A 26,178-nucleotide genomic window follows, 5' to 3' on the forward strand; every position below is an offset into this window, starting at 1 on the left:
AATGAATTACGGTTTAACAACACATTAACCGCTGACGATGACGCATGGCAATTGACTCCGAAGGGGTGGCACTGGAGTAAATAAGAATAAAACGGAGGTAAGAATTGAATAAATGGAGAATTAAACCAGCATAAGCAATTGATATGATAAATAATCGCTTAAAAAGGGGGATTTACAGCAATTAGTCTATTTTTTTACACTTTCGGACATACGTAAAAAGTCGAGTTCAGCACAAAATTTTAGATATAAAGATAAAAGCAGAATAAACCAGATGTATTCCCCGATTTATTCTGCCAGCGGCTACTTCTTACAGACGGAGACCAACAGTTCTTCCATCCATTGATGTCCTTTATCGCGCCCCGCAGCCTCATGCCAGGAAAGATAACATGTGCGGCTATTCAATTTTAAAGGTAAAGGCAATATCTGCAGTTCTAAAGAATCGGCGAACTCTTCCGCCAACCAACGCGGCGCAATAGAGACCAGGTGCGTTTGCGACACAATATTAAGCACGCTGATTAATGCCATTCCCTGATAAGCCACGCAGGATTGTTTATCTGGTGTGTCATACCACGGCTGGCTGAATGAGGCGAAGCGATCAAGCGAAACCACGGCATGCTGTTCATGATAGAGATTGCTTTCCAGCAATGGGCCACTAATGCGCGGATGTTTTTTACTTGCCACTAACACCATTTCGTCATTGAATAACGGAACACTGGTAAATTCCGGACGACGGAATTCTTCATAGCTAATAACAAACTCAGTTTCCTGATAACGTAATTGGTGCTCGGTATTTAGATTTAGTGAGGATTTAAAAACGACATTGATGTTCGGTGCGACTTGCTCAACCCGATTATAAATCAACGAAGTAAGAATATTATCCAATGGACTGCATACGCAAAGATTGAATACACGCTCGCTGCTGGTAGGTTCAAAGCCGGAACCAGGCAGTTCATTCTGCACTAATTGTAAAGCCTGACGAACGGAGCCAAACAGCTGGAAGGCTCTTGCTGTCGGCTGGATTCCACGGCCATAACGAACAAAAAGCTCATCGTTAAACATGACTTTCAGGCGTGCGACCGCATTACTGACAGCGGGTTGCGACATCCCCAGCGTATGTGCAGCACGCGTAATATTTTGTTCCTGCATCACCGCATCAAAAACAGTTAATAAATTAAGATCAACCATGCGAAGCTGTGGCTTCCCCATCTCTATGAGATTAGATTTATCTATTATTTTTACTTCTGGCATATTTAACTCCACTGTCACTCTAAACTCCCTTTTCCCAGACGGAGTGCAGAAATAATCTCCGTTAATATGATTTACCATGCATATAAAATAAGAAAAAGGAAAAACATTAAAATTAGGAAAACATAAAGGCACAAATCTAAATGTACAAAAAAACACTACAAACGTAGTGTGGCAGATGTCACTGCGCGATGATTCATATGTTTAAATTTCGAAAACAATATAACCATAAGCGTGGCGAATACACAATCATGCGCACAGTGAATACGTTTTTAAGTTTTAATTAAACATTTCTATTATTAACACATTAAAAGTTAACATTAATTTATCAATTATAGGGTGGCACATTGATTCAATCCATTCAGAATAGCTATAAATTCTGATAAATCATAAAGATATGGAATCCCAAACGAGGCGTTATCTTCAGTTCTTCGTGACCATAAATGCAAATAAATATGCTTAAATATGTCAAACCGTGAAAAACATGTTCAACGATCAGATGATTAATTTAATATACCCTGAGAAATTCAGCACAATTCGCTTAAGTTTATCATAAACTTCCCCCCTTAACGGGAGCATTTACAGGGAATGGGGTTGACATCAGTCTTCATATCCAGTACCACTAAAAGCATATCGCATTCGCCTGGAGCTTGATTGATGACTTACATTGCTCGTTTTATCGGTCTACTACTACTAAACGCATTCTCATTGCGCGGTAGACTGGTGGACGACATTCAGCATTAAGTCAGCTCCAGTTAAGACAAAAAACCCGCGCCGTTGCGCGGGTTTTTTTATGCTCGAAGCAAGGCGCCCTAAAGACCAAGGACCTAAACCATGAGCCAGCAAGTCATTATTTTCGATACCACCTTACGTGACGGTGAACAGGCGTTACAGGCGAGCCTGAGTGTGAAAGAAAAACTGCAGATTGCGCTGGCCCTCGAGCGTATGGGCGTTGACGTGATGGAGGTCGGTTTTCCGGTCTCTTCACCGGGTGACTTTGAGTCCGTACAAACCATCGCTCGTCAGGTGAAGAACAGCCGCGTTTGCGCCTTAGCCCGCTGCGTAGAAAAAGATATCGACGTTGCCGCAGAATCTCTGAAGGTCGCTGAGGCCTTCCGCATTCATACGTTCATCGCCACCTCGCCGATGCATATCGCGACGAAATTGCGCAGCACGTTGGATGAAGTGATCGAGCGAGCAGTCTACATGGTGAAGCGTGCGCGTAATTATACGGATGACGTGGAGTTCTCATGCGAGGATGCTGGCCGTACCCCTATTGCCGATCTGGCCCGCGTGGTCGAAGCCGCGATTAATGCGGGTGCCAAAACCATCAATATCCCCGATACCGTTGGCTACACCATGCCTTTCGAATTCGGAGCAATCATTTCTGGTCTGTATGAACGCGTACCGAATATCGATAAAGCCATCATCTCCGTGCACACCCATGATGATTTAGGTCTGGGCGTTGGCAACGCGTTGGCGGCCGTCCACGCCGGTGCTCGCCAGGTGGAAGGCGCGATGAACGGTATCGGCGAACGCGCCGGTAACTGCTCACTGGAAGAAGTGATCATGGCGATCAAAGTGCGCAAAGATATCCTGAACGTACAGACCCGCATTAATCACCAGGAAATCTGGCGTACCAGTCAGTTAGTCAGCCAAATCTGCAACATGCCCATTCCGGCCAACAAAGCCATTGTCGGTAGCGGCGCCTTTGCCCACTCCTCTGGCATCCATCAGGACGGCGTACTGAAAAATCGTGAAAACTACGAAATCATGACGCCTGAATCCATCGGTCTGAACCAGGTGCAGTTGAACCTGACTTCCCGTTCCGGACGCGCCGCGGTGAAACACCGTATGGACGAGATGGGATATAAAGAGAACGAATACAACCTGGACAACCTGTACGACGCATTCCTGAAGCTGGCGGATAAAAAGGGTCAGGTATTTGATTACGACCTGGAAGCGCTGGCCTTTATTAATAAACAGCAGGAAGAGCCGGAGCATTTCCGTCTGGATTACTTCAGCGTGCAGTCCGGCTCAAATGACATCGCCACCGCCTCCGTCAAGCTGGCCTGCGGTGAAGAAGTCAAAGCCGAAGCGGCGAACGGTAACGGTCCGGTCGATGCCATTTATCAGGCCATCAACCGTGTGACCGAGTACAACATCGAACTGGTGAAATACAGCCTGACCGCCAAAGGGCACGGTAAAGATGCGCTGGGCCAGGTGGATATCGTTGCTAATTATAACGGTCGCCGCTTCCACGGCGTCGGTCTGGCAACAGATATCGTCGAATCGTCCGCGAAAGCGATGGTTCATGTGCTGAACAACATTTGGCGCGCCGAAGAAGTCGAAAAAGAATTGCAACGCAAAGCTCAGAACAACGAGAACAACAAGGAAACCGTGTGATGTCGAAGAATTATCATATTGCTGTTTTGCCGGGCGACGGTATTGGCCCGGAAGTGATGGCGCAAGCCCTGAAGGTACTGGACGCAATCCGCAACCGTTTTAACATGCGCATTACCACCAGCCACTACGACGTGGGGGGTGCCGCTATCGATAACCATGGTCAGCCGCTGCCGCCAGCGACGGTTGAAGGCTGTGAGCAAGCTGACGCCATTCTGTTTGGCTCCGTTGGCGGTCCGAAATGGGAAAATCTGCCACCCAATCAGCAGCCTGAACGCGGCGCGCTGCTGCCGTTGCGTAAACACTTCAAATTATTCAGCAACCTGCGCCCGGCTAAGCTGTACCAGGGGCTGGAAGCATTTTGCCCTCTGCGCGCAGATATTGCCGCGAACGGTTTCGACATCCTGTGCGTGCGCGAACTGACCGGCGGTATCTACTTCGGTCAGCCAAAAGGCCGCGAAGGCAGCGGACAACATGAAAAAGCCTTTGATACCGAGGTTTATCACCGTTTCGAGATCGAGCGTATCGCACGTATCGCGTTTGAATCTGCTCGCCAGCGTCGCCGCAAAGTCACGTCGATTGATAAAGCCAACGTACTGCAAACGTCTATTCTGTGGCGCCAAATCGTCAATGAAATTGCTAATGAATATCCGGACGTTGAGCTGGCGCATATGTACATCGACAACGCGACGATGCAGTTGATCAAAGATCCATCCCAGTTCGACGTGCTGCTGTGCTCCAACTTGTTTGGCGACATTCTGTCTGACGAATGCGCCATGATCACCGGATCAATGGGGATGTTACCGTCCGCCAGCCTGAATGAGCAGGGCTTTGGTCTGTACGAGCCCGCTGGCGGGTCCGCTCCGGATATCGCCGGGAAAAACATTGCTAACCCTATCGCCCAAATCCTTTCGCTGGCGCTGCTGCTGCGCTACAGCCTGGACGCCAATGATGCGGCAACCGCAATTGAGAGCGCCATCAACCGCGCATTAGAAGAAGGCATTCGCACCGGTGACTTAGCCCGTGGCGCTGCCGCAGTCGGTACCGATGAAATGGGTGACATTATTGCCCGTTACGTCGCAGAAGGGGTGTAATCATGGCCAAAACGTTATACGAAAAATTGTTCGATGCGCACGTCGTCTACGAAGCGCAAAACGAAACCCCGCTGTTGTATATCGACAGACATCTGGTGCATGAAGTGACCTCTCCGCAGGCGTTTGATGGCCTGCGTGCGCATGGCCGTCAGGTGCGCCAGCCGGGTAAAACCTTTGCCACCATGGACCATAACGTCTCCACGCAGACCAAAGACATTAACGCTTCCGGCGAAATGGCGCGCATTCAGATGCAGGAATTGATCAAAAACTGCAATGAGTTTGGCGTCGAACTGTACGACCTGAACCACCCGTACCAGGGGATCGTTCACGTGATGGGACCTGAGCAAGGCGTAACGTTGCCGGGTATGACCATCGTTTGCGGCGACTCCCACACCGCCACACACGGCGCGTTTGGCGCGCTGGCCTTTGGTATTGGCACCTCTGAAGTTGAACACGTTCTGGCGACGCAGACCCTGAAACAGGGGCGTGCCAAAACCATGAAGATTGAAGTTAGCGGCACAGCAGCACCTGGCATTACCGCCAAAGATATCGTGCTGGCGATTATCGGTAAAACCGGTAGTGCAGGCGGTACTGGACACGTCGTTGAATTTTGTGGCGAAGCCATCCGTGCGCTGAGCATGGAAGGCCGTATGACCCTGTGCAACATGGCCATTGAAATGGGCGCCAAAGCGGGTCTGGTCGCACCGGATGAAACCACCTTTAACTATGTGCAGGGGCGTTTACACGCACCGAAGGGTGAGGATTTTACCAACGCGGTTGCGTACTGGAAAACGCTGAAAACCGACGACAACGCGACGTTTGATACCGTCGTTACCCTGCAGGCAGAAGAAATCGCACCGCAGGTCACTTGGGGTACGAACCCGGGTCAGGTCATCTCGGTGAACGATAATATTCCCGACCCGGCGTCATTTTCCGATCCCGTTGAGCGCGCATCGGCTGAAAAAGCGCTGGCATATATGGGGCTGAAACCGGGTATTCCGTTAACAGAAGTGGCTATTGATAAAGTGTTTATCGGTTCCTGTACCAACTCGCGTATTGAAGATTTACGCGCTGCGGCCCAAATCGCCAAAGGACGCAAAGTTGCGCCAGGCGTACAGGCGCTGGTTGTGCCGGGTTCTGGTCCGGTGAAAGCGCAGGCTGAAGCGGAAGGTCTGGACAAGATCTTCATCGAAGCCGGGTTTGAATGGCGTTTACCGGGCTGTTCCATGTGTCTGGCCATGAACAATGACCGCCTGAACCCAGGCGAGCGCTGTGCATCCACCAGCAACCGTAACTTTGAAGGCCGCCAGGGCCGCGGTGGTCGCACGCATTTGGTCAGCCCGGCCATGGCCGCCGCTGCCGCCGTTACCGGTCATTTTGCCGACATTCGCAGCATCAAATAAGGAAACTACCATGGCAGAGAAATTTACCCAACATACCGGCCTGGTTGTCCCACTGGATGCCGCCAACGTGGATACCGACGCGATTATTCCCAAACAGTTTTTGCAGAAGGTTACGCGCACCGGTTTTGGCGCTCATCTGTTTAACGACTGGCGTTTTCTGGATGAAAAAGGGCAACAGCCTAACCCAGAGTTCGTACTGAACTTCCCGGAATATAAAGGCGCGTCAATTCTGCTGGCGCGGGAAAACTTTGGCTGCGGCTCTTCCCGTGAACATGCGCCATGGGCGCTGACCGATTACGGCTTTAAAGTGGTGATCGCGCCAAGCTTCGCCGACATCTTCTACGGCAACAGCTTCAATAACCAACTGCTGCCGGTGACCCTGAGCGATGCGCAGGTAGATGAAATGTTCGCCCTGGTGAAAGCCAATCCGGGCATTAAATTTGAAGTGGATCTGGAAGCGCAGGTGGTGAAAGCGGGCGATAAGTCCTACAGCTTTAAAATCGACGACTTCCGCCGCCACTGCATGCTGAACGGTCTGGACAGCATCGGGCTGACGCTGCAGCATGAAGCGGCCATCACCGAGTACGAAGACAAGCAGCCAGCGTTTATGCGCTAGTCCTTGTGGTGCCGGATAAGCGCAGCGCATCCGGCACTCCAAAAATCAAACGTCCTTTACCCGCCCGGTCATCACCAGCGTGACCACAGAAATCGCCGCAATCACCCAATAGACGGCAAAGTGACCGTAGCTTTGCGCAATAGCCCCCTGAATCACTCCCGCGAGAATGACCCCCGTTGAAATACTGTTGGTAAATAATGTGGTCGCTGACCCCGCACGCCCGGGCATAAGATCCTGAAACCACAGCATTCCTATCCCGGCGATGATACCGATAAATACTGCATTAAATAATTGCAGCACCAGCAGCGCCGTGCGGCTGTGAAAGAAGATCAAACCAAGATAAAACAGTACGCCCGCCGCGACGGCCGCGATCATCATTCGCCGTTTGCCAAAGCGCTTCACATAGTAGCCCGCCAGGATCATCGCCGGAATTTCCAGCCCAGCCGCCGTCCCCATCAGGAGCCCGGCCAGCTTGTCCGGTAACCCCAGCTCAAGGCTTATCCACAGCGGCATATCGATGATGTACATGGTATTGCAGGTCCACATCAGCGTGGAGGCAATAAACAACATACGCACATTTTTGTCCTGCCAACCGCCAGTCTGTTCCAGCGGTACGTCAACAGGTTGCTCCACCCGCGCGACAGACGGCAGTATCAGCGCAATCAGCACCAGGCTAATGGCGAAAATCCCTGCGGCAATGGAAAACATCGCCGTAAAGCCGTAATTCAGCGCCAGCATGAAGGCCAGCGGCGGTCCAATTACCCAGGCCAGCGAAAGCTGCGCACGCATCACCGAGCTAAACATCACCACTTCACGCGCGGAGTTATCAGCGTATTCCCGCGCCAGCGCAAACAGCTGCGGCATGGCGGTATTCGCCAGCGAGGCCAGCAGCACACCGCAGGTGATAAGCGTAAGATAGTGGCGATTAAACGCAAACAGCAGCGCGTTTCCAATTGCCATCAGGCAGCAGAACATGATCAGCTTGCGCCTGTCGCCCTGGCTGTCGGATCGTTTCGCGAGGCCAAGGCTGACAACGATCCCGACAATCGCATTGACGGTATAAAACAGCCCGACCCAAAACGGCTGCGCCCCGACTTCACGGCTCAGGAACAAGCTCAGCGTGGGTGCCTGCAACGCCCCTGCTACGCCCATCATAAAAGCAACCAGCATAAATGCCGCGTAAACGCCGTTGAGGCGCCGTCCCATGGTCATAATCCAGAGCATTACAGTTCCTTTTAGCGCAGCAGAAACAAAAAAAGCCAGCAGTGATTATCTGCTGGCGCGGCGATTAACACCAATACTCAGTCACACATGATGTCTGCAATTCCCAATTCAGGAGTCAGGTTGTCACCTCCCACTGCATCAGTTCTTCGAGCATCTTTAAGCGCTGCGGTGCGCTCAGGCAAGCCAACCAGGACGATGTTTCTGTCGCGGTAAAGTATTTCAACCAGAACTGACGCATAGATGACCCCTTCGTTGTCTCATCGCTTCATCGGAATCTATTATTGGCTTAATATAGGGATAATAAAATTGCTGAGTTTTTCGCAGGAGTTCCCCTTTTATGTCTTCTGGTCGTCTGCAACAACAGTTCATCCGTCTGTGGCAATGCTGTGACGGCAAAACGCAAGACACGACGCTGAACGAGCTGGCGGAGCTGCTGAGTTGTTCGCGCCGCCATATGCGTACCCTGCTCAATACCATGCAAGAACGCGGCTGGTTAACGTGGGAAGCCGAAGTTGGGCGAGGTAAACGCTCGCGCCTGACTTTCCTCTATACCGGGCTGGCACTCCAGCAGCAGCGGGCAGAAGACCTGCTGGAACAGGATCGCATCGATCAACTGGTGCAGTTGGTCGGTGACAAAACGGCCGTACGACAGATGCTGGTTTCTCACCTGGGGCGCAGTTTTCGCCAGGGGCGGCACATCATGCGCGTTCTCTATTATCGTCCCATGCACAACCTGCTTCCCGGTACGGCGCTACGCCGTTCAGAAACTCATATCGCCCGGCAAATCTTCAGCGCCTTAATTCGGGTAAATGAGGAAAATGGGGAACTGGAAGCGGACATCGCCCATCACTGGCAGCAGATTTCACCTTTACACTGGCGATTCTTCCTGCGTCCGGGGATTCATTTTCATCATGGCCGCGAACTGGAAATGGAAGATGTCATCACCTCGCTGATACGCATTAACGCCCTGCCGCTGTACTCGCACATCACGCAGATCGTTTCTCCCACGGCCTGGACGCTGGATATCCATCTCGTCCAACCCGACCGCTGGCTTCCCTGGCTATTGGGGCAAGTCCCCGCCATGATCCTGCCGCGAGAATGGGAGACGCTCAGCAACTTCTCCAGCCACCCGATTGGCACTGGTCCCTATGCGGTGATGCGCAATACCAATAACCAACTGAAAATTCATGCATTTGATGATTACTTTGGCTACCGGGCGCTGATCGACGAAGTTAACGTTTGGGTGTTACCCGATATCGGCGAAGAGCCTGGCGGTGGGTTGACGCTAAAAGGCCCCACGGAGGATGAAAAGGCGATCGAAAGCCGCCTCGAAGAAGGTTGCTACTACCTGCTGTTTGATGCGCGCACCCACCGTGGCGCTAATCAGGAGGTTCGCGATTGGGTTAGCCGCGTTCTTTCGCCAACCCATCTCATCTGCCACGCCGACGAACAGTTCCAGCGACTGTGGTTTCCCGCCTACGGTTTGCTCCCCCGCTGGCACCATGCCAAACCCGGCCATGGTGAAAAACCCGCCGGACTGGAAACGCTGACGATCACCTACTATCGCGATCACATCGAACATCGGATTATCGCGCAGATCATGAAGACGTTGCTGGCAGAGCATCAGGTACAGTTAAATATTCAGGAGATCGACTACGATCAATGGCATGCGGGTGAAATCGTCAGCGATATCTGGCTCAACAGCGCCAACTTTACCCTACCGCTGGATTTCTCGCTGTTCGCCCATTTGTGCGAAGTCCCGTTGCTGCAAAACTGTATCTCGCGGGACTGGGAAAACGATGCGGCCCGCTGGCGAACGGGCGAAATGAGCCTGGCGGCATGGTGCCAACAGCTGCTCGCCACAAAGGCCATTGTGCCGCTGATCCACCACTGGCTCATCATTCAAGGACAGCGCAGTATGCGCGGATTACGCATGAACACCCTCGGCTGGTTTGATTTTAAATCGGCGTGGTTTGCACCACCGGATCCTTAGATCCGGCTCTTGATTGCCGCATAGCAACAAAATCATTACACTAACGCCGTTCTCAACGGGGTGCTAAATAAAAACATACACAAAATCATTCACGCTGCATCAAGGCGGCAAGCGAGTGAGTCCCCAGGAGCATAGATAACTATGTGACTGGGGTGAGCGACAAATCTGCCGGGAGCAGATTTGAACGCTGCTTGCAGCGGCCCCGAAGGGGCGAGGCCCGGAGATGGGCCGAGTAACGCAGCCAACACAGAGGCAGCGTGAATGATGAAGTGTATGGGCTGAGAGATACCCGTCGAACCTGATCCGGATAATGCCGGCGAAGGGATTTGAGGCTGCAACTCAAGTCCTTTGCCACCCAACTTTATGAGGTGCAAAGTGTTTAAAAAATGTCTTCCGCTTTTACTGCTGTGCGCAGCGCCTGCTTTCGCCAAACCTGTACTGACCGTATATACCTACGACTCGTTCGCAGCTGACTGGGGCCCGGGCCCGACAATAAAAAAAGCCTTTGAAGCTGACTGCAACTGTGAACTGAAACTGGTCGCGCTGGAAGATGGCGTCTCGCTGCTTAACCGCCTGCGCATGGAAGGAAAAAACAGTAAAGCTGACGTTGTACTGGGCCTCGATAACAACCTTCTGGAAGCCGCCACCCAAACCAAACTGTTTGCCAAAAGCGGTGTAGCAAGTGAAGCCGTAAACGTGCCCGGCGGCTGGAAAAACGATACCTTCGTTCCGTTTGATTACGGCTATTTCGCCTTCGTTTATGATAAGAACAAGCTGAAGAATCCGCCCAAAAGCCTGAAAGAACTGGTAGAGAGCGATCAAAAATGGCGCGTCATTTATCAGGACCCGCGTACCAGCACGCCGGGGCTGGGCCTGCTGCTATGGATGCAGAAAGTCTATGGCGATAAGGCGCCGGAGGCCTGGCGCGCGCTTTCGGCAAAAACCGTCACGGTCACCAAGGGCTGGAGTGAAGCCTACGGCCTGTTCCTGAAAGGCGAAAGCGACCTGGTACTCAGCTACACCACCTCTCCGGCCTATCACATCATCACCGAGAAAAAAGACAACTACGCCGCAGCCAACTTTAGCGAAGGCCACTATTTGCAGGTAGAAGTCGCCGCCCGTACTGCGGCCAGCAAACAGCCGGAACTGGCCGAGAAATTCCTCAAGTTTATGGTGTCTCCGGCCTTCCAGAATGCGATTCCGACCGGTAACTGGATGTATCCGGTAACCCAGGTCGCCCTGCCGTCTGGATTCGAGCAACTGAATAAGCCAGCCACCGCGCTGGAATTTACGCCGCAGCAGGTTGCGGCTCAACGCCAGGCATGGATTAGCGAATGGCAACGCGCCGTCAGCCGTTAATTCCCGGCTGGCTGGTTCCAGGGCTTACCGCCGCCACGCTGATGGTGGCCGTTGCCCTGGCCGCGTTTCTGGCGCTATGGTTTAACGCCCCACGGGGGGAGTGGCGCTCACTGTGGCAAGACGACTACCTGTGGCACGTGGTGCGTTTTTCTTTCTGGCAGGCTTTTTTATCCGCAGTGCTGTCGGTCATCCCGGCGATTTTCCTTGCCAGAGCGCTCTATCGCCGCCGTTTTCCAGGACGACTGGCGCTGCTGCGCCTGTGCGCGATGACGTTAATCCTGCCAGTGCTGGTCGCGGTCTTCGGTATTCTTAGCGTGTACGGTCGTCAGGGCTGGTTGGCCTCGATCTGGCATACATTCGGGCTGGAATGGACGTTTTCGCCGTACGGTCTGCAGGGCATTCTGCTGGCGCACGTCTTTTTCAATCTGCCGATGGCCAGTCGTCTGCTGTTGCAGTCGCTGGAGAATATTCCCGGCGAACAGCGGCAGTTAGCCGCTCAGTTGGGTCTGCGCGGCTGGCATTTCTTCCGCTTTGTTGAATGGCCGTGGCTGCGTCGGCAAATCCTTCCCGTCGCGGCGCTCATCTTTATGCTCTGTTTCGCCAGCTTCGCCACCGTTTTGTCGCTGGGCGGCGGACCGCAGGCCACTACCATTGAGCTGGCGATTTATCAGGCGCTGAACTTTGATTACGATCCCGCCCGCGCCGCCATGCTGGCGTTGATCCAGATGGTTTGTTGTTTAGCGCTGGTGCTCTTCAGCCAACGTCTGAGCCGCGCCATCGCCCCCGGTACCACGCTGGTTCAGGGCTGGCGCGATCCCGACGATCGTCTGCACAGCCGCCTGGCAGACGCACTGCTGATTATTCTGGCCCTGCTGCTACTGCTGCCGCCGCTGCTGGCGGTAATTGTCGATGGTTTTAACCGCCATATGCTGGATGTTCTTAAGCAACCTGTACTGTGGCACGCGCTGGGAACCTCGCTGCGCATTGCGCTGGCGGCAGGTGCGTTGTGCGTAGTTCTCACCATGATGCTGTTATGGAGCAGTCGTGAACTGCGTGCCCGACAGCAGGTGCTGGCAGGTCAGATGCTGGAACTTAGCGGCATGTTGATCCTCGCCATGCCGGGCATCGTGCTGGCAACCGGCTTCTTTCTGCTGCTCAATAACACCATTGGACTCCCCGAATCAGCCGACGGCATTGTCATTTTTACCAATGCGCTGATGGCGATCCCTTACGCGCTGAAGGTGCTGGAAAACCCAATGCGGGACGTCACCGCCCGCTACAGTATGTTGTGCCAGTCGTTGGGAATTGAGGGATGGTCGCGCCTGAAAGTGGTTGAACTGCGTGCCCTGAAGCGCCCGCTGGCGCAGGCGATGGCTTTTGCCTGCGTGCTGTCGATTGGCGATTTTGGCGTGGTCGCGCTATTTGGTAATGAGGATTTCCGCACCCTGCCGTTTTATTTATATCAGCAGATTGGCTCTTATCGCAGTCAGGATGGCGCAGTTACGGCGTTATTGCTGCTGATCCTGTGCTTTACGCTGTTTACCGTTATTGAGAAATTGCCGGGTCGAAATGTTAAAACTGATTGATATCACATGGCTTTATCACCATTTGCCGATGCGCTTTACGCTGTCGATCGCACGCGGTGAGCAGGTCGCGATCCTCGGGCCCAGCGGCGCCGGGAAAAGTACGCTGCTGAATCTGATCGCCGGCTTTCTCACGCCTGCCAGCGGTACCATGTTGATTGAAGGTGAAGATCACACCGCCACACCTCCCTCACGTCGCCCCGTTTCGATGCTGTTTCAGGAAAATAACCTGTTCAGCCACCTGAGCGTGCAGCAAAACATCGGCCTGGGCCTTAACCCGGGATTGAAGCTGAATGCATCGCAGCGGGAGAAAATGCATCACATCGCCCAGCAAATGGGGATCGACTCACTGCTGGAGCGCCTCCCCGGTGAGCTTTCCGGCGGTCAGCGACAGCGCGTAGCGCTGGCGCGTTGCCTGGTGCGGGAACAACCCATTTTGCTGCTTGATGAACCGTTCTCTGCGCTCGATCCCGCCCTGCGCCAGGAGATGTTAACGCTGGTTGCCGAGCTCTGTCGCGATAAACAGCTTACGTTGCTGATGGTATCCCACAGCGTAGAAGATGCGGCGCGAATTGCGTCCCGTTCGATTGTGGTCGCCGACGGGCGCATCGCCTGGCAGGGCAAAACGGATGAGTTATTAAGCGGTCAGGCCAGCGCCTCGACGCTCTTGGGCATCAAAGCCGAGTGATTGATTTCCCAGGCCGGATAAGCGTCAGCGCCATCCGGCAAAAGAATCGTCAGAAACCCACGACTTTACGCAGAATATCAATATACACCGGCATCAGCGGATGGCGCAGTAACGCCACCAGCGCAACCACGCCGATCCCAAGCGTCAACGGCGCCAGATACAGTAAACGGCTGCGGGGGAAATACGCGGTTAAGCGATCGACTGCCGCTTTGCCGCTACGCCACAGTCGCCAGCAAAACCAGCCCCCTACCCATAGCAACAGCGCCGTCGCCAGCAGCAACCATTTGAAATCCCCGCTCTGCATCTCAGAAGGAATATCAATTGCCGCCCCCGCCAGGATCCCCGGCAGGAAGTAGAACGGCGGCCACAGTATGCAACCAATAATATTCGGGACGATAAATTTAGCGACAGGCAGATCCAGCATGCCCGCCACCATTGGCACCAGCGGACGCGTCGGTCCCACAAAACGCCCCACCAGAATGGTAAACATGCTGTGCTGATGCAGCGCGTGCTCGGTTTTATCCAGCAACGCCTTGTTCTTTTTCATGAACGACCAACGGTGCAGCGGCTTTTTAAAGCGCCAGCCCAACCAGAAAGAGATCCAGTCCCCTAACAGGCAACCAATGATGCCCGCAAGCCAGGCATGCCAGAAGTTCAGTTCGCCACTGCCAATCAGCGCCCCCAGTCCCGCCATCATCACGGTACCGGGCAGAATCAGGCCAACCAGCGCCAGTGACTCCAGAAAGGCCACCAGCAGTACGGCGATCAGGGAGTACAGGGCGGACTGAAGAATAAAGTGTTCCAGCAATGCTTGCATAATGTGTCCGTCAGATTTACGAAGCAGGGATTTTGATAACCCGTCTCAACTTCGTCAAGCCATCAATTGTCTGAATAGATTGCGAGTTATGACAACTTTCAGGACACATCATTCACTTTTTATTCACATCCGGCGCGAAACTCGCTCGGACTGGCACCGGTACATTTTTTGAAAACGCGAGAAAAATAGAGCTGATCGTCAAAGCCAACATTGCGCCCCACCGTAGCAATGGGCATACGAGTGGTACTCAGCAATAGCTTGGCCTGGCTGATACGCTGATCCTCGCGCCAGCTTAATACGCTGATACCCAACTGTTGACGGAACAGATGCGACAAACGGGAAGGCGACAGGCAGACGTGCTGTGCGACGCTGGCAATATCAAAATTACTGTCCGCCAGGTGATCGCTGATGTACTGGCAGGCGTCGCGCACGCGGTTGTCCATGGGGGGATGCAGCGATTCATTAATGGCTTCCATACGGCGGAGCAATAACTGTTCCAGTAAATTAATCGCCAGCAGTTCGGAATAGCGACCTTCTCCCTGCCCGGCGTTGATTATCTGCCCAAACAGTTCGTTAAAATGCGGCTGATGTGCTTCATCCGGACGAAAGAATCCAGTCTGGGCAAAAATGGCCGGCCAGGTCAGCCACTCCTGCCAGTAGGCGCGTGGGCGAAAGTAAACCCACTGGTGATACCACTCGCTGGCATCTGGATGGCGTCCGTAGTGGTGAATTTCTCCGGGCGGAAACAGCAAAATATCGCCAGGCCGACAGACAAATTGTTTGCCCTGATTATTGATAACCCCTTCGCCACGGATAGTGAGATTGAGGATATAGCCCTTCATACCCAGCGGCCTGTCGATAAAAAAATCCAGGTATCCGTTCGCCTCGATGGGGGTTAATCCGGCCACCAAATGCGCGTTAAACGAATAGCCTGGCAGCAGGGGATCGTTTTGCGTTTCAGCCATAATTTCAATACTCCCTATGTTCTGCTAAGAAACAATTTGTCCATATTACGCCAGACATCATTGCCGTCGCCCCTGCGGGCCGCTGTGTTTGCGGTAATGGACCATCAACCCCGCTTGTGAAAAGCACTTTGTAAAAAATATGTACTGCGCCAACGTTAAAATCGGCTAACAAAAGTGTCTATAACTACGGCAGAAATGTCCACATTGATTATTTGCACGGCGTCACACTTTGTGATGCCACAGCATTTTAGTCCATAAGATTAGCGAATCCTGCCTGACGGTTTTTATCCCTACTAACTACTGTTTATCCATACCCGTATTTTTGGATGGAGTAAGACGATGGCGATTGCAATTGGCCTCGATTTTGGCAGTGATTCAGTACGCGCTTTGGCAGTGGAATGTGCCACCGGTGAAGAAATCGCCACCAGCGTAGAGTGGTACCCACGTTGGCAGGAAGGACAGTATTGCGATGGCCCAAACAACCAGTTTCGCCATCATCCACGCGACTACATTGAATCAATGGAAGCGGCGCTGAAAACCGTGCTGGCCGAACTGAGCGTTAAACAGCGTGCGGAAGTGGTCGGGATTGGCGTTGACAGCACCGGTTCAACCCCGGCCCCCATCGATGCCGACGGCAACGTACTGGCGTTGCGTCCGGAGTTCGCTGAAAACCCAAATGCAATGTTTGTCCTGTGGAAAGATCACACCTCAGTAGAAGAAGCTGAAGAAATTACCCGTCTGTGCCACACATCGGGCAAGATCGATTACTCCCGCTATATCGGCGGTATTTATTCCAGCGAATGGTTCTGGGCCAAAATCCTGCATGTGACCCGTCAGGACCACGCGGTTGCCGAGGCCGCGGTTTCGTGGATTGAACTGTGCGACTGGGTTCCGGCCCTGCTCTCTAATACCGTACGTCCACAGGATATTCGTCGCGGTCGCTGCAGCGCCGGGCATAAATCCCTGTGGCATGAAAGCTGGGGTGGTCTACCGCCAGCCAGTTTCTTTGACGAACTCGACCCCATCCTCAACCGCCATCTGCAATACCCGATGTTTACCGATACCTTCACAGCCGACCTGCCGGTTGGCACCCTGTGCGCCGAGTGGGCGCAGCGTCTGGGGCTACCTGAAAGCGTGGTGATTGCAGGCGGCGCTTTTGACTGCCATATGGGCGCGGTCGGCGCGGGCGCACAGCCCAATACGCTGGTGAAAGTCATTGGCACGTCGACCTGCGACATTCTGATTGCTGACAAACACAGCGTCGGCGAGCGCGCGGTGAAAGGCATTTGCGGCCAGGTTGATGGCAGCGTGGTGCCGCATTTTATTGGCCTCGAGGCAGGCCAGTCCGCGTTCGGCGATATCTATGCCTGGTTTAGCCGTGTGCTGAGCTGGCCGCTGGAGCAGCTTGCCACGCAGCACCCGGAGCTGAAGACCCAGATTAAAGCCAGCCAAAAACAGCTGCTACCAGCGCTAACCGAAGCCTGGGCGAGAAATCCGTCGCTGGATCATTTGCCGGTGGTGCTCGACTGGTTCAACGGTCGCCGTACGCCCAATGCCAATCAGCGTCTGAAAGGAGTGATTACCGATCTGAATCTGGCAACCGACGCGCCAGCGCTGTTCGGCGGTCTGATTGCCGCCACCGCCTTTGGTGCACGCGCTATCATGGAATGCTTCACCGAACAAGGCATTGCGGTTAACAACGTAATGGCGCTAGGCGGCATCGCCCGTAAAAATCCGGTCATCATGCAGGCCTGTTGTGACGTGCTCAACCGTCCGCTACAGATTGTCGCTTCAGACCAGTGCTGCGCACTCGGTGCGGCTATCTTTGCCGCCGTTGCCGCGAAAGTACACACCGATATCCCAGCCGCTCAGCAACAGATGGCAAGCGCCGTGGAAAACACGCTGCAACCTCGACCAGAGCAGGCTCAACGTTTTGAACAGCTTTACCGCCGCTACCAGCAGTGGGCGGTTAGCGCTGAACAACAATATCTTCCGACTGCCGCTCCGGCGCAACAAACCCCGGTAGACCAGGCAACCCTGACACATTAAGGACACGACAATGACGATTTTTGATAACTATGAAGTGTGGTTTGTGATTGGTAGCCAGCATCTGTATGGCCCTGAAACCCTGCGTCAGGTAACCCAACATGCCGAGCACGTCGTTAACGCGCTGAATACTGAAGCTAAACTGCCCTGCAAACTGGTTTTAAAACCTCTGGGTACTTCACCTGACGAGATTACCGCTATTTGTCGTGACGCTAACTACGACGATCGCTGCGCAGGTCTGGTGGTCTGGCTGCACACTTTCTCTCCGGCCAAAATGTGGATTAACGGTCTGACTATCCTCAACAAGCCGCTGATGCAATTCCATACCCAGTTCAACGCCGCCCTGCCGTGGGACAGCATTGATATGGACTTTATGAACCTGAACCAGACCGCGCACGGCGGCCGTGAATTCGGCTTCATCGGCGCACGTATGCGTCAGCAGCACGCCGTGGTCACCGGTCACTGGCAGGACAAACAAGCGCACGAACGCATCGGCTCCTGGATGCGCCAGGCCGTGTCCAAACAGGATACCCGCCATCTGAAAGTCTGCCGTTTTGGCGACAACATGCGTGAAGTCGCGGTCACCGATGGCGATAAAGTCGCTGCGCAGATCAAATTCGGCTTCTCGGTAAATACCTGGGCCGTAGGCGATCTGGTGCAGGTAGTGAACTCCATTAGCGACGGCGAAATCAACGCGCTAATCGATGAGTATGAAAGCACCTACACCATGACGGCGGCAACGCAAGTCCACGGTGAGAAACGTCAGAACGTACTGGAAGCGGCCCGTATTGAACTGGGGATGAAGCGTTTCCTGGAACAGGGCGGATTCCACGCCTTTACCACGACATTTGAAGATTTACACGGCCTGAAACAGCTCCCGGGTCTGGCCGTACAGCGTCTGATGCAGCAAGGCTACGGCTTTGCGGGCGAAGGCGACTGGAAAACCGCCGCTCTGCTTCGCATCATGAAGGTGATGTCAACCGGTCTGCAGGGCGGCACCTCATTTATGGAGGATTACACCTACCACTTCGAGAAAGGCAACGATCTGGTGCTCGGCTCGCACATGCTGGAAGTGTGCCCGTCTATCGCGGTGGAAGATAAACCGATCCTCGACGTTCAGCATCTCGGCATTGGTGGTAAAGACGATCCCGCTCGTCTGATCTTCAACACCAAAACTGGTCCGGCAATCGTTGCCAGCCTGATCGATCTTGGCGATCGCTATCGCCTGTTGGTTAACTGCATCGACACGGTTCAAACACCGCACTCCCTGCCGAAACTGCCGGTGGCTAACGCATTGTGGAAGGCCCAGCCTGATCTGCCAACCGCATCTGAAGCCTGGATCCTGGCCGGTGGCGCGCACCACACCGTCTTCAGCCACGCGCTGGATCTGAACGATATGCGCCAGTTCGCTGAAATGCACGATATCGAGATCGCCGTGATCGACAACGATACCCGCCTGCCGGCCTTTAAGGACGCGCTGCGCTGGAACGACGTCTATTACGGTTTTAAACGTTAATTATGTTGTTGCCGGATGGCTCTGCGTTTGCCCGCCATCCGGCACAGAGGAATCAACATGTTAGAAGATCTCAAACGTCAGGTGCTGGAAGCCAATCTGGCGTTGCCTAAGCACCACCTGGTCACCTTGACCTGGGGGAACGTGAGTGCCGTCGATCGCGAGCGCGGCGTGTTTGTGATAAAACCTTCCGGGGTCGATTACAGCGTTATGACCGCAGAAGATATGGTCGTAGTCAGTATCGCCACCGGTGAGGTTGTAGAAGGTACGAAGAAACCCTCCTCCGATACCCCAACGCACCGTCTGCTGTATCAGGCATTCCCGACCATTGGCGGCATTGTTCATACCCATTCGCGTCATGCAACCATCTGGGCGCAGGCGGGCCAGTCGATTCCAGCCACGGGTACCACCCATGCGGACTATTTCTACGGATCGATTCCCTGCACACGGAAAATGACCGAGGAAGAAATCAACGGCGAATATGAGTGGGAAACCGGTAACGTGATCGTTGAAACCTTTGAGAAACAAGGCATTGACGCTTCGCAGATGCCTGGCGTGCTGGTGCACTCTCACGGTCCGTTTGCCTGGGGAAAAAACGCCGAAGATGCGGTACACAACGCCATCGTGCTGGAAGAAGTCGCCTACATGGGGATCTTCTGTCGCCAGCTCGCGCCGCAATTGCCGGATATGCAGCAAACCCTGTTAGATAAACATTACCTACGTAAACACGGCGCAAAAGCCTACTACGGCCAGTGAAAACAATCTGAGCGCGCCCGGAATCTCGGTGGCGCGCTCTCTGGTTATTCCTTTATATATTCCGCAAACGCACTTCGATACACACAGTTATTAGCACAAACGTATTTAATCACGTTGTCATAATGTCCCTGCGCCTCTTCACCATCCAGTGAATGAAAGAAAATGTAATCTGTAATCGTTGACTGCCAGCGCTGTCCATTCAACAGATAATTAATCACCGTATCACGATGACCATTTATTCTGTCATGCCCTTGCCAGTGAAAGAAAGCATTCCCACGTTCAATAATCTCAGTACGCCAAATTTGACCTGACCATGTTCTATACTCAATATATTGACTTACTGATTTAATTGTAGGGTTAGATAACTGAGTATTAACAAATAAATAGTGATCATATCCTACCTGTAACGCCTGAGTATAAATATCCATAATAGGCCTCCATAACACTACGCACCCAAGCTATTGATATAAAACACCCGAGCTATCTGATGAATAAAATTATATTCAGCGATAAAAATCAAATTATACAGAGAGATATTCCCGACGAAATCGAACCGAAAATCCGTTTTTATCCAGACAATAGCAAGCCATAAAAATATATTATATTCAACCGGGTAACCCGAGTGTTTGATTAAAATAGTTACACTAACCATGAATAAAAACAAATAAAAAAAATAACCATTTTTCCTGAACCGAGGGATGAGTAACAAAACCGTACGAGCACGATTCCGAAAATGACATAAAAATCCTGAAACGGACTTCCAATTAATGAAACAAACATAATTACAAAACAATAATAGATATAAATAGCCATGACAGGCCAATAAAATAATTCAAGGAAGAGCTTTCAATTAAGGCATTCATTTATTAAATACCAAACTCTATCCTGTAACACTTTTACTGCGGAGGGCATTTTACTGTTACTGTCACAATAACTGCCCGCATCTCTCATTTTTAACTGTACAAAATAACAGTACAATCGTGTAAACCAGGCTATAATAATGCCTGGTTTTTTAATGGGTACGCAGCGTGGCGCAGGCAGGCTTTATTTTAACCCGGCACTGGCGGGACACCCCGCAGGGAACTGAGGTCACATTCTGGCTGGCTACGGACGACGGGCCGCTACAGGTCACGCTCGCGCCTCAGGAGTCGGTCGCGTTTATTCCTGTCAGTCAGGTTCCTCGCGTAGCGTCATTATTACGCAATGAAAACGGCTATCGTCTGACGCCGCTGCAATTGCAAGACTTCCACCGCCAGCCCGTTTCCGGCCTGTATTGCCGCTCACATCGCCAGCTCATGCGGCTTGAAAAGCTGCTGCGTGAAAACGCAATTACCGTCTACGAGGCCGACGTGCGTCCGCCGGAACGGTATCTGATGGAGCGTTTTATCACCTCGCCTGTTTGGGTTGAAGGCGACAGACATAACGGTACGCTGGTTAATGCCCGGTTGAAGCCGAACCCTGACTATCGACCGCCGCTGAAATGGGTCTCGCTGGATATCGAAACCACGCGCCACGGCGAACTCTACTGTATCGGCCTTGAAGGCTGTGGGCAGCGTATTGTCTACATGCTCGGTCCGGCAAACGGCGATGCCTCAGCGCTGGATTTTGAACTTGAATACGTCGCAAGCCGCCCGCAGTTACTGGAAAAGCTCAACGACTGGATTGCCCGTCACGATCCTGATGTGGTAATCGGCTGGAACGTCGTGCAATTCGATTTACGCGTCCTGCAAAAGCATGCTGAACGTTACCACATTCCCCTGCGTTTTGGCCGTGACAATAGCGAGCTGGAGTGGCGCGAACATGGCTTCAAAAACGGCGTATTCTTCGCGCAGGCTAAAGGTCGCCTGATTATCGACGGCATTGAGGCGCTTAAATCCGCATTCTGGAATTTCTCATCCTTTTCGCTGGAAACGGTGTCACAGGAGCTGCTGGGCGAAGGGAAGTCGATAGATAATCCCTGGGACAGGATGGACGAAATAGATCGCCGGTTTGCCCAGGATAAGCCCGCACTCGCCACCTACAATCTCAAAGACTGTGAGCTGGTCACGCGTATTTTTCATAAAACCGAGATCATGCCATTTTTGCTGGAACGATCGACGGTAAACGGCCTGCCGGTCGACCGGCACGGCGGTTCCGTTGCCGCCTTCGGCCATCTCTACCTACCGCGAATGCACCGGGCGGGCTATGTGGCACCGAATCTGGGGGAAGTTCCCGCGCACGCCAGCCCCGGTGGCTACGTGATGGACTCGCGCCCGGGTTTGTACGACTCCGTGCTGGTGCTGGATTACAAAAGCCTGTACCCGTCAATTATTCGTACTTTTTTGATCGATCCAGTGGGACTTATCGAAGGGATGGCACAGCCGGATCAGGAACACAGTACCGAGGGGTTCCTTGACGCCTGGTTCTCACGCGAAAAGCACTGTCTGCCGGAAATTGTTACCCAGATCTGGCATGGGCGTGATGAAGCCAAACGCCGCGGCAATAAGCCGCTCTCACAGGCGCTGAAAATCATCATGAACGCGTTTTACGGCGTGCTTGGCACCACCGCCTGCCGCTTTTTCGACCCGAGGCTGGCTTCGTCTATCACCATGCGCGGTCACGCGATCATGCGTCAGACCAAAGCGCTGATTGAGGCTCAGGGTTACGACGTCATCTATGGCGACACCGACTCCACCTTTGTCTGGCTTAAAAAGGCGCACTCGGAAGACGATGCGGCCCGGATTGGTCGGGAGCTGGTGAGCTATGTCAACAACTGGTGGGCGCAATCGCTGAAGCAGCAAAACCTGACCAGCGCGCTGGAGCTGGAATTTGAAACCCACTTTTGTCGCTTTCTGATGCCGACCATTCGCGGTGCAGATACCGGCAGCAAAAAACGCTACGCCGGAATGATTCAGTCAGGTGCTGAGCAACGCATGGTATTTAAAGGTCTGGAAACGGTACGCACCGACTGGACGCCGCTGGCCCAGCAGTTTCAGCAGGAGCTGTACCTGCGAATTTTTCGTAACGAGCCTTATCAAGAGTTTGTTCGCGAGACTATCGACCGTCTAATGGCGGGTGAACTGGATGAACACCTGGTGTACCGCAAACGCCTGCGCCGCCCGTTGAGCGAATACCAGCGGAATGTTCCGCCGCACGTTCGCGCCGCGCGGCTCGCCGATGAGCAGAACGTCAAACTGGGGCGTCCGCAGCAGTATCAGAATCGTGGCACGATTAAATATGTCTGGACGATAAATGGACCTGAACCTGTTGATTATCAGCTATCTGCACTTGATTACGAGCATTATCTGACCCGCCAGATCCAGCCGGTTGCCGAGGGAATTCTTCCCTTTATTGATGATAATTTTGCTACACTACTCACAGGACAACTGGGGTTATTTTGACGCGTGACGAAACCGCCGCCATCCAGTACCATAGCGCCCTTTCCATTCCTGGACCCATTTAACACCCCTACCACTGATTTATTAGCCTGGTAGCGGGGTCGTATGCTCTCAATAACGGGGACTAGCCCGGAAAATGACGAGTATTGCCTGCAATTAAAGATATAGAGCCGAACATATATGCCTTTTACACTTGGTCAACGCTGGATCAGCGATACAGAAAGCGAATTGGGACTTGGTACTGTTGTCGCCATGGATGCGCGAACCGTCACTTTACTTTTCTCATCGACGGGTGAAAACCGTCTGTATGCGCGCAGTGATTCCCCCGTGACCCGCGTGATGTTCAATCCTGGTGACACGATTACGAGCCATGAAGGCTGGCAACTGCATGTCGATGAAGTAAAAGAAGAAAACGGCCTGCTTGCCTATATCGGAACCCGCCTTGATACCGAAGAAACCGGTGTAACGCTGCGTGAAGTGCTGCTCGACAGCAAACTGGTTTTCAGTAAACCCCAGGATCGCCTGTTTGCCGGCCAGATTGATCGTATGGACCGCTTTGCGCTGCGCTATCGCGCACGTAAATTTCAGAGCGAGCAGTACCGTATGCCGTGGAGTGGCTTGCGTGGTCAACGTACCAGCCTGATCCCCCACCAGCTCAACATTGCCCATGATGTCGGCCGTCGTCATGCCCCTCGCGTGCTGCTGGCAGACGAAGTGGGTTTAGGTAAAACCATTGAAGCTGGGATGATCCTGCATCAACAGCTGCTGTCAGGCGCCGCGGAGCGCGTGCTGATCATCGTCCCGGAGACGTTACAGCACCAGTGGCTGGTCGAAATGCTGCGTCGTTTCAACCTGCGCTTTGCGCTGTTTGATGATGAGCGTTATGCCGAAGCGCAGCACGATGCCTACAACCCGTTTGAAACCGAACAGTTGGTTATCTGTTCGCTGGACTTTGCCCGTCGCAGTAAACAGCGTCTGGAGCACCTGTGTGATGCCGAGTGGGATCTGCTGATTGTCGATGAAGCCCATCACCTGGTGTGGAGCGAAGACGCGCCCAGCCGTGAATATATGGCCGTTGAACAGCTGGCAGAGCGCGTACCAGGCATCCTACTGCTGACCGCAACGCCGGAACAGTTGGGCCTGGAAAGCCACTTTGCGCGCCTGCGTCTACTGGATCCAAGCCGCTTCCACGATTTCGCCCTGTTTGTTGAAGAACAGAAAAATTACCGTCCGGTCGCCGATGCCGTTGCCATGTTACTGGCTGGCAACAAGCTCAGTAACAATGAGCTGAACATGTTAGGTGACATGATTGGCGAACAGGACATTGAGCCGTTACTGCAAGCGGCAAACAGCGACAGCGAAGACGCCCAGAGCGCGCGTCAGGAGCTGGTTTCGATGCTGATGGACCGCCACGGCACCAGCCGCGTGCTGTTCCGAAATACCCGTAACGGTGTGAAAGGCTTCCCTAAACGCGAGCTGCATACCATCAAATTGCCGTTGCCAACCCAATACCAGACGGCCATTAAAGTCTCCGGCATTATGGGCGCGCGTAAGAGTGCGGAAGACCGCGCGCGCGACATGCTCTACCCGGAGCAGATTTATCAGGAATTCGAAGGCGACACCGGCACCTGGTGGAACTTTGACCCGCGCGTGGAATGGCTGATGGGCTACCTGACCAGCCACCGCTCGCAAAAAGTTCTGGTTATCTGCGCGAAAGCCACTACTGCGCTTCAGCTGGAGCAGGTTCTGCGCGAGCGCGAAGGTATCCGCGCCGCCGTGTTCCATGAAGGGATGTCGATCATTGAACGTGACCGCGCTGCGGCCTGGTTTAGCGAAGAAGATAGCGGCGCCCAGGTGATGCTGTGCTCTGAAATCGGCTCCGAAGGGCGTAACTTCCAGTTCGCCAGCCATCTGGTGATGTTTGATCTGCCGTTCAATCCGGACCTGCTGGAACAGCGTATTGGCCGTCTGGACCGTATTGGTCAGGTGCATGATATCCAGATCCACGTTCCATACCTGGAAAAAACCGCGCAATCCGTGCTGGTGCGTTGGTACCACGAAGGTCTGGATGCGTTCGAACACACTTGCCCGACCGGACGTACCATCTATGACACGGTATATAACAATCTGATCGGCTACCTGGCTGAGCCAGAAAACACCAATGGCTTTGACGATCTGATCAAAACCTGTCGCGAACAGCATGACGCGCTGAAAGCACAGCTGGAGCAAGGTCGCGATCGCCTGCTGGAGATCCACTCTAACGGCGGCGAAAAAGCGCTGGCGCTGGCTGAGAGTATTGAAGAACAGGACGACGATACCAGCCTGATCGCCTTCGCCATGAACCTGTTTGATATCGTTGGTATTAATCAGGATGACCGTGGCGACAATTTGATCGTACTGACACCGTCCGATCATATGCTGGTGCCGGATTTCCCTGGGCTGCCGGAAGATGGCTGCACCATTACGTTTGAGCGTGATGTTGCCCTGTCGCGTGAAGACGCGCAGTTTATTACCTGGGAGCATCCGCTGATCCGTAATGGTCTGGATCTGATCCTCTCCGGCGACACCGGAAGCAGCACCATTTCTTTGCTGAAAAACAAAGCATTACCGGTCGGTACTCTGCTGGTTGAACTGGTCTACGTCGTTGAAGCGCAAGCGCCAAAACAGCTGCAGTTAAACCGCTTCCTGCCGCCAACTCCGGTACGCATGCTGCTGGACAAAAACGGCAACAACCTTGCCGCGCAGGTTGAATTCGAAACCTTTAACCGTCAGCTTAGCGCCGTTAACCGCCACACCGGCAGTAAACTGGTCAACGCCGTACAGCAGGATGTGCATGCCATTCTGCAACTCGGTGAAGCGCAGGTAGAAAAATCGGCCCGCGCGCTGATCGACGCGGCGCGCAAAGAAGCGGACGAGAAGCTGACGGCTGAACTCTCCCGTCTGGAAGCGCTGCGTGCCGTTAACCCGAACATCCGTGATGACGAACTCAGCGCCATTGAAAGCAATCGTCAGCTGGTGATGGAAAGCCTGGATCAGGCGGGATGGCGTCTGGATGCCCTGCGCCTGATTGTCGTGACGCATCAGTAACGGAGCCTG

Annotated in this window: 20 protein-coding genes; 14 read left to right on the forward strand and 6 right to left on the reverse strand. The window is 53.3% G+C overall.

Annotated features, from left to right (window positions below; translation table 11 throughout):
- Positions 1 to 300: 300 nt before the first annotated feature.
- Entirely contained in the window at positions 301 to 1,248 is a 948-nt protein-coding gene (leuO, locus tag OGV52_RS12055; RefSeq protein WP_016151687.1) for a transcriptional regulator LeuO, read from the reverse strand.
- 654 nt (positions 1,249 to 1,902) lie between these two features.
- Here leuO and leuL point away from each other — a divergent pair.
- The 5 genes from leuL (at position 1,903) to leuD (ending at position 6,761) form a co-directional block, all read left to right on the forward strand.
- Positions 1,903 to 1,989, forward strand: a complete 87-nt coding sequence (gene leuL / locus OGV52_RS23445) for a leu operon leader peptide (protein ID WP_049269161.1) — start codon at positions 1,903 to 1,905, stop codon at positions 1,987 to 1,989.
- A gap of 90 nt (positions 1,990 to 2,079) precedes the next feature.
- Positions 2,080 to 3,651, forward strand: a complete 1,572-nt coding sequence (leuA, locus tag OGV52_RS12060) for a 2-isopropylmalate synthase (RefSeq protein WP_016151686.1) — start codon at positions 2,080 to 2,082, stop codon at positions 3,649 to 3,651.
- A complete protein-coding gene (gene leuB / locus OGV52_RS12065; protein WP_016155686.1) occupies positions 3,651 to 4,742 on the forward strand; it encodes a 3-isopropylmalate dehydrogenase in 1,092 nt (363 codons plus the stop codon). The genes leuA and leuB overlap by 1 nt, the downstream gene beginning before the upstream one ends.
- A gap of 2 nt (positions 4,743 to 4,744) precedes the next feature.
- Entirely contained in the window at positions 4,745 to 6,145 is a 1,401-nt protein-coding gene (leuC, locus tag OGV52_RS12070) for a 3-isopropylmalate dehydratase large subunit (RefSeq protein ID WP_049281567.1), read from the forward strand.
- Between the two features lie 10 nt (positions 6,146 to 6,155).
- On the forward strand, positions 6,156 to 6,761 hold the full coding sequence (gene leuD, locus OGV52_RS12075; RefSeq protein ID WP_016151683.1) for a 3-isopropylmalate dehydratase small subunit: 606 nt from the start codon (positions 6,156 to 6,158) through the stop codon (positions 6,759 to 6,761).
- A 45-nt stretch (positions 6,762 to 6,806) separates the two neighbouring features.
- Here leuD and OGV52_RS12080 read toward each other — a convergent pair whose 3' ends face one another.
- Together OGV52_RS12080 and sgrT are read right to left on the reverse strand one after the other, a co-directional pair.
- Positions 6,807 to 7,985, reverse strand: a complete 1,179-nt coding sequence (locus OGV52_RS12080; RefSeq protein ID WP_279265275.1) for a sugar efflux transporter — start codon at positions 7,983 to 7,985, stop codon at positions 6,807 to 6,809.
- 115 nt (positions 7,986 to 8,100) lie between these two features.
- Entirely contained in the window at positions 8,101 to 8,223 is a 123-nt protein-coding gene (sgrT, locus tag OGV52_RS12085; protein ID WP_047498374.1) for a glucose uptake inhibitor SgrT, read from the reverse strand.
- Between the two features lie 99 nt (positions 8,224 to 8,322).
- Between sgrT and sgrR the strand changes: the two genes are divergently transcribed.
- From sgrR to thiQ, 4 genes are all read left to right on the forward strand, one after another.
- Positions 8,323 to 9,978, forward strand: a complete 1,656-nt coding sequence (gene sgrR / locus OGV52_RS12090) for an HTH-type transcriptional regulator SgrR (RefSeq protein ID WP_287108561.1) — start codon at positions 8,323 to 8,325, stop codon at positions 9,976 to 9,978.
- 375 nt (positions 9,979 to 10,353) lie between these two features.
- Positions 10,354 to 11,337 (forward strand): thiamine ABC transporter substrate binding subunit, encoded by a 984-nt coding sequence (thiB, locus tag OGV52_RS12095; protein ID WP_047498368.1) that lies wholly within the window; start codon positions 10,354 to 10,356, stop codon positions 11,335 to 11,337.
- Positions 11,313 to 12,923, forward strand: a complete 1,611-nt coding sequence (gene thiP / locus OGV52_RS12100) for a thiamine/thiamine pyrophosphate ABC transporter permease ThiP (protein WP_287108563.1) — start codon at positions 11,313 to 11,315, stop codon at positions 12,921 to 12,923. The genes thiB and thiP overlap by 25 nt, the downstream gene beginning before the upstream one ends.
- Positions 12,907 to 13,608, forward strand: a complete 702-nt coding sequence (thiQ, locus tag OGV52_RS12105; protein WP_287108564.1) for a thiamine ABC transporter ATP-binding protein ThiQ — start codon at positions 12,907 to 12,909, stop codon at positions 13,606 to 13,608. The genes thiP and thiQ overlap by 17 nt, the downstream gene beginning before the upstream one ends.
- 49 nt (positions 13,609 to 13,657) lie before the next feature.
- On the opposite strand, the gene OGV52_RS12110 is transcribed toward thiQ, so the two are convergent.
- Together OGV52_RS12110 and araC are read right to left on the reverse strand one after the other, a co-directional pair.
- Positions 13,658 to 14,425 carry a DedA family protein gene (locus OGV52_RS12110; RefSeq protein ID WP_016155679.1) on the reverse strand — a complete coding sequence of 256 codons (768 nt, stop codon included), beginning with the start codon at positions 14,423 to 14,425 and terminating at the stop codon, positions 13,658 to 13,660.
- A 119-nt stretch (positions 14,426 to 14,544) separates the two neighbouring features.
- Complete coding sequence (gene araC, locus OGV52_RS12115) at positions 14,545 to 15,390, reverse strand: arabinose operon transcriptional regulator AraC (protein ID WP_003018834.1); 846 nt, start codon at positions 15,388 to 15,390, stop codon at positions 14,545 to 14,547.
- 339 nt (positions 15,391 to 15,729) lie between these two features.
- Here araC and araB point away from each other — a divergent pair, with 339 nt between their 5' ends.
- Genes araB through araD form a run of 3 tightly spaced genes read left to right on the forward strand, consistent with a single transcriptional unit; the run spans position 15,730 to position 19,705 of the window.
- On the forward strand, positions 15,730 to 17,439 hold the full coding sequence (gene araB, locus OGV52_RS12120) for a ribulokinase (protein ID WP_200080193.1): 1,710 nt from the start codon (positions 15,730 to 15,732) through the stop codon (positions 17,437 to 17,439).
- A 10-nt stretch (positions 17,440 to 17,449) separates the two neighbouring features.
- Positions 17,450 to 18,952 (forward strand): L-arabinose isomerase, encoded by a 1,503-nt coding sequence (gene araA / locus OGV52_RS12125; RefSeq protein WP_019078359.1) that lies wholly within the window; start codon positions 17,450 to 17,452, stop codon positions 18,950 to 18,952.
- A 57-nt stretch (positions 18,953 to 19,009) separates the two neighbouring features.
- The gene (gene araD / locus OGV52_RS12130; protein ID WP_016151673.1) at positions 19,010 to 19,705 is read left to right on the forward strand and encodes an L-ribulose-5-phosphate 4-epimerase; all 696 of its coding nucleotides are present in this window, start codon (positions 19,010 to 19,012) and stop codon (positions 19,703 to 19,705) included.
- Between the two features lie 44 nt (positions 19,706 to 19,749).
- On the opposite strand, the gene OGV52_RS12135 is transcribed toward araD, so the two are convergent.
- On the reverse strand, positions 19,750 to 20,133 hold the full coding sequence (locus tag OGV52_RS12135; protein WP_181221194.1) for a DUF4751 family protein: 384 nt from the start codon (positions 20,131 to 20,133) through the stop codon (positions 19,750 to 19,752).
- Between the two features lie 600 nt (positions 20,134 to 20,733).
- Between OGV52_RS12135 and polB the strand changes: the two genes are divergently transcribed.
- On the forward strand, positions 20,734 to 23,085 hold the full coding sequence (gene polB / locus OGV52_RS12140; RefSeq protein WP_287108566.1) for a DNA polymerase II: 2,352 nt from the start codon (positions 20,734 to 20,736) through the stop codon (positions 23,083 to 23,085).
- Between the two features lie 177 nt (positions 23,086 to 23,262).
- Positions 23,263 to 26,169 (forward strand): RNA polymerase-associated protein RapA, encoded by a 2,907-nt coding sequence (gene rapA / locus OGV52_RS12145; protein WP_287108567.1) that lies wholly within the window; start codon positions 23,263 to 23,265, stop codon positions 26,167 to 26,169.
- The last annotated feature ends 9 nt before the right edge of the window (positions 26,170 to 26,178 follow it).

The sequence above is a fragment of the Citrobacter sp. Cb041 genome (assembly GCF_030336655.1).
In the GTDB taxonomy this organism is placed as follows: Bacteria; Pseudomonadota; Gammaproteobacteria; order Enterobacterales; family Enterobacteriaceae; genus Citrobacter; species Citrobacter braakii.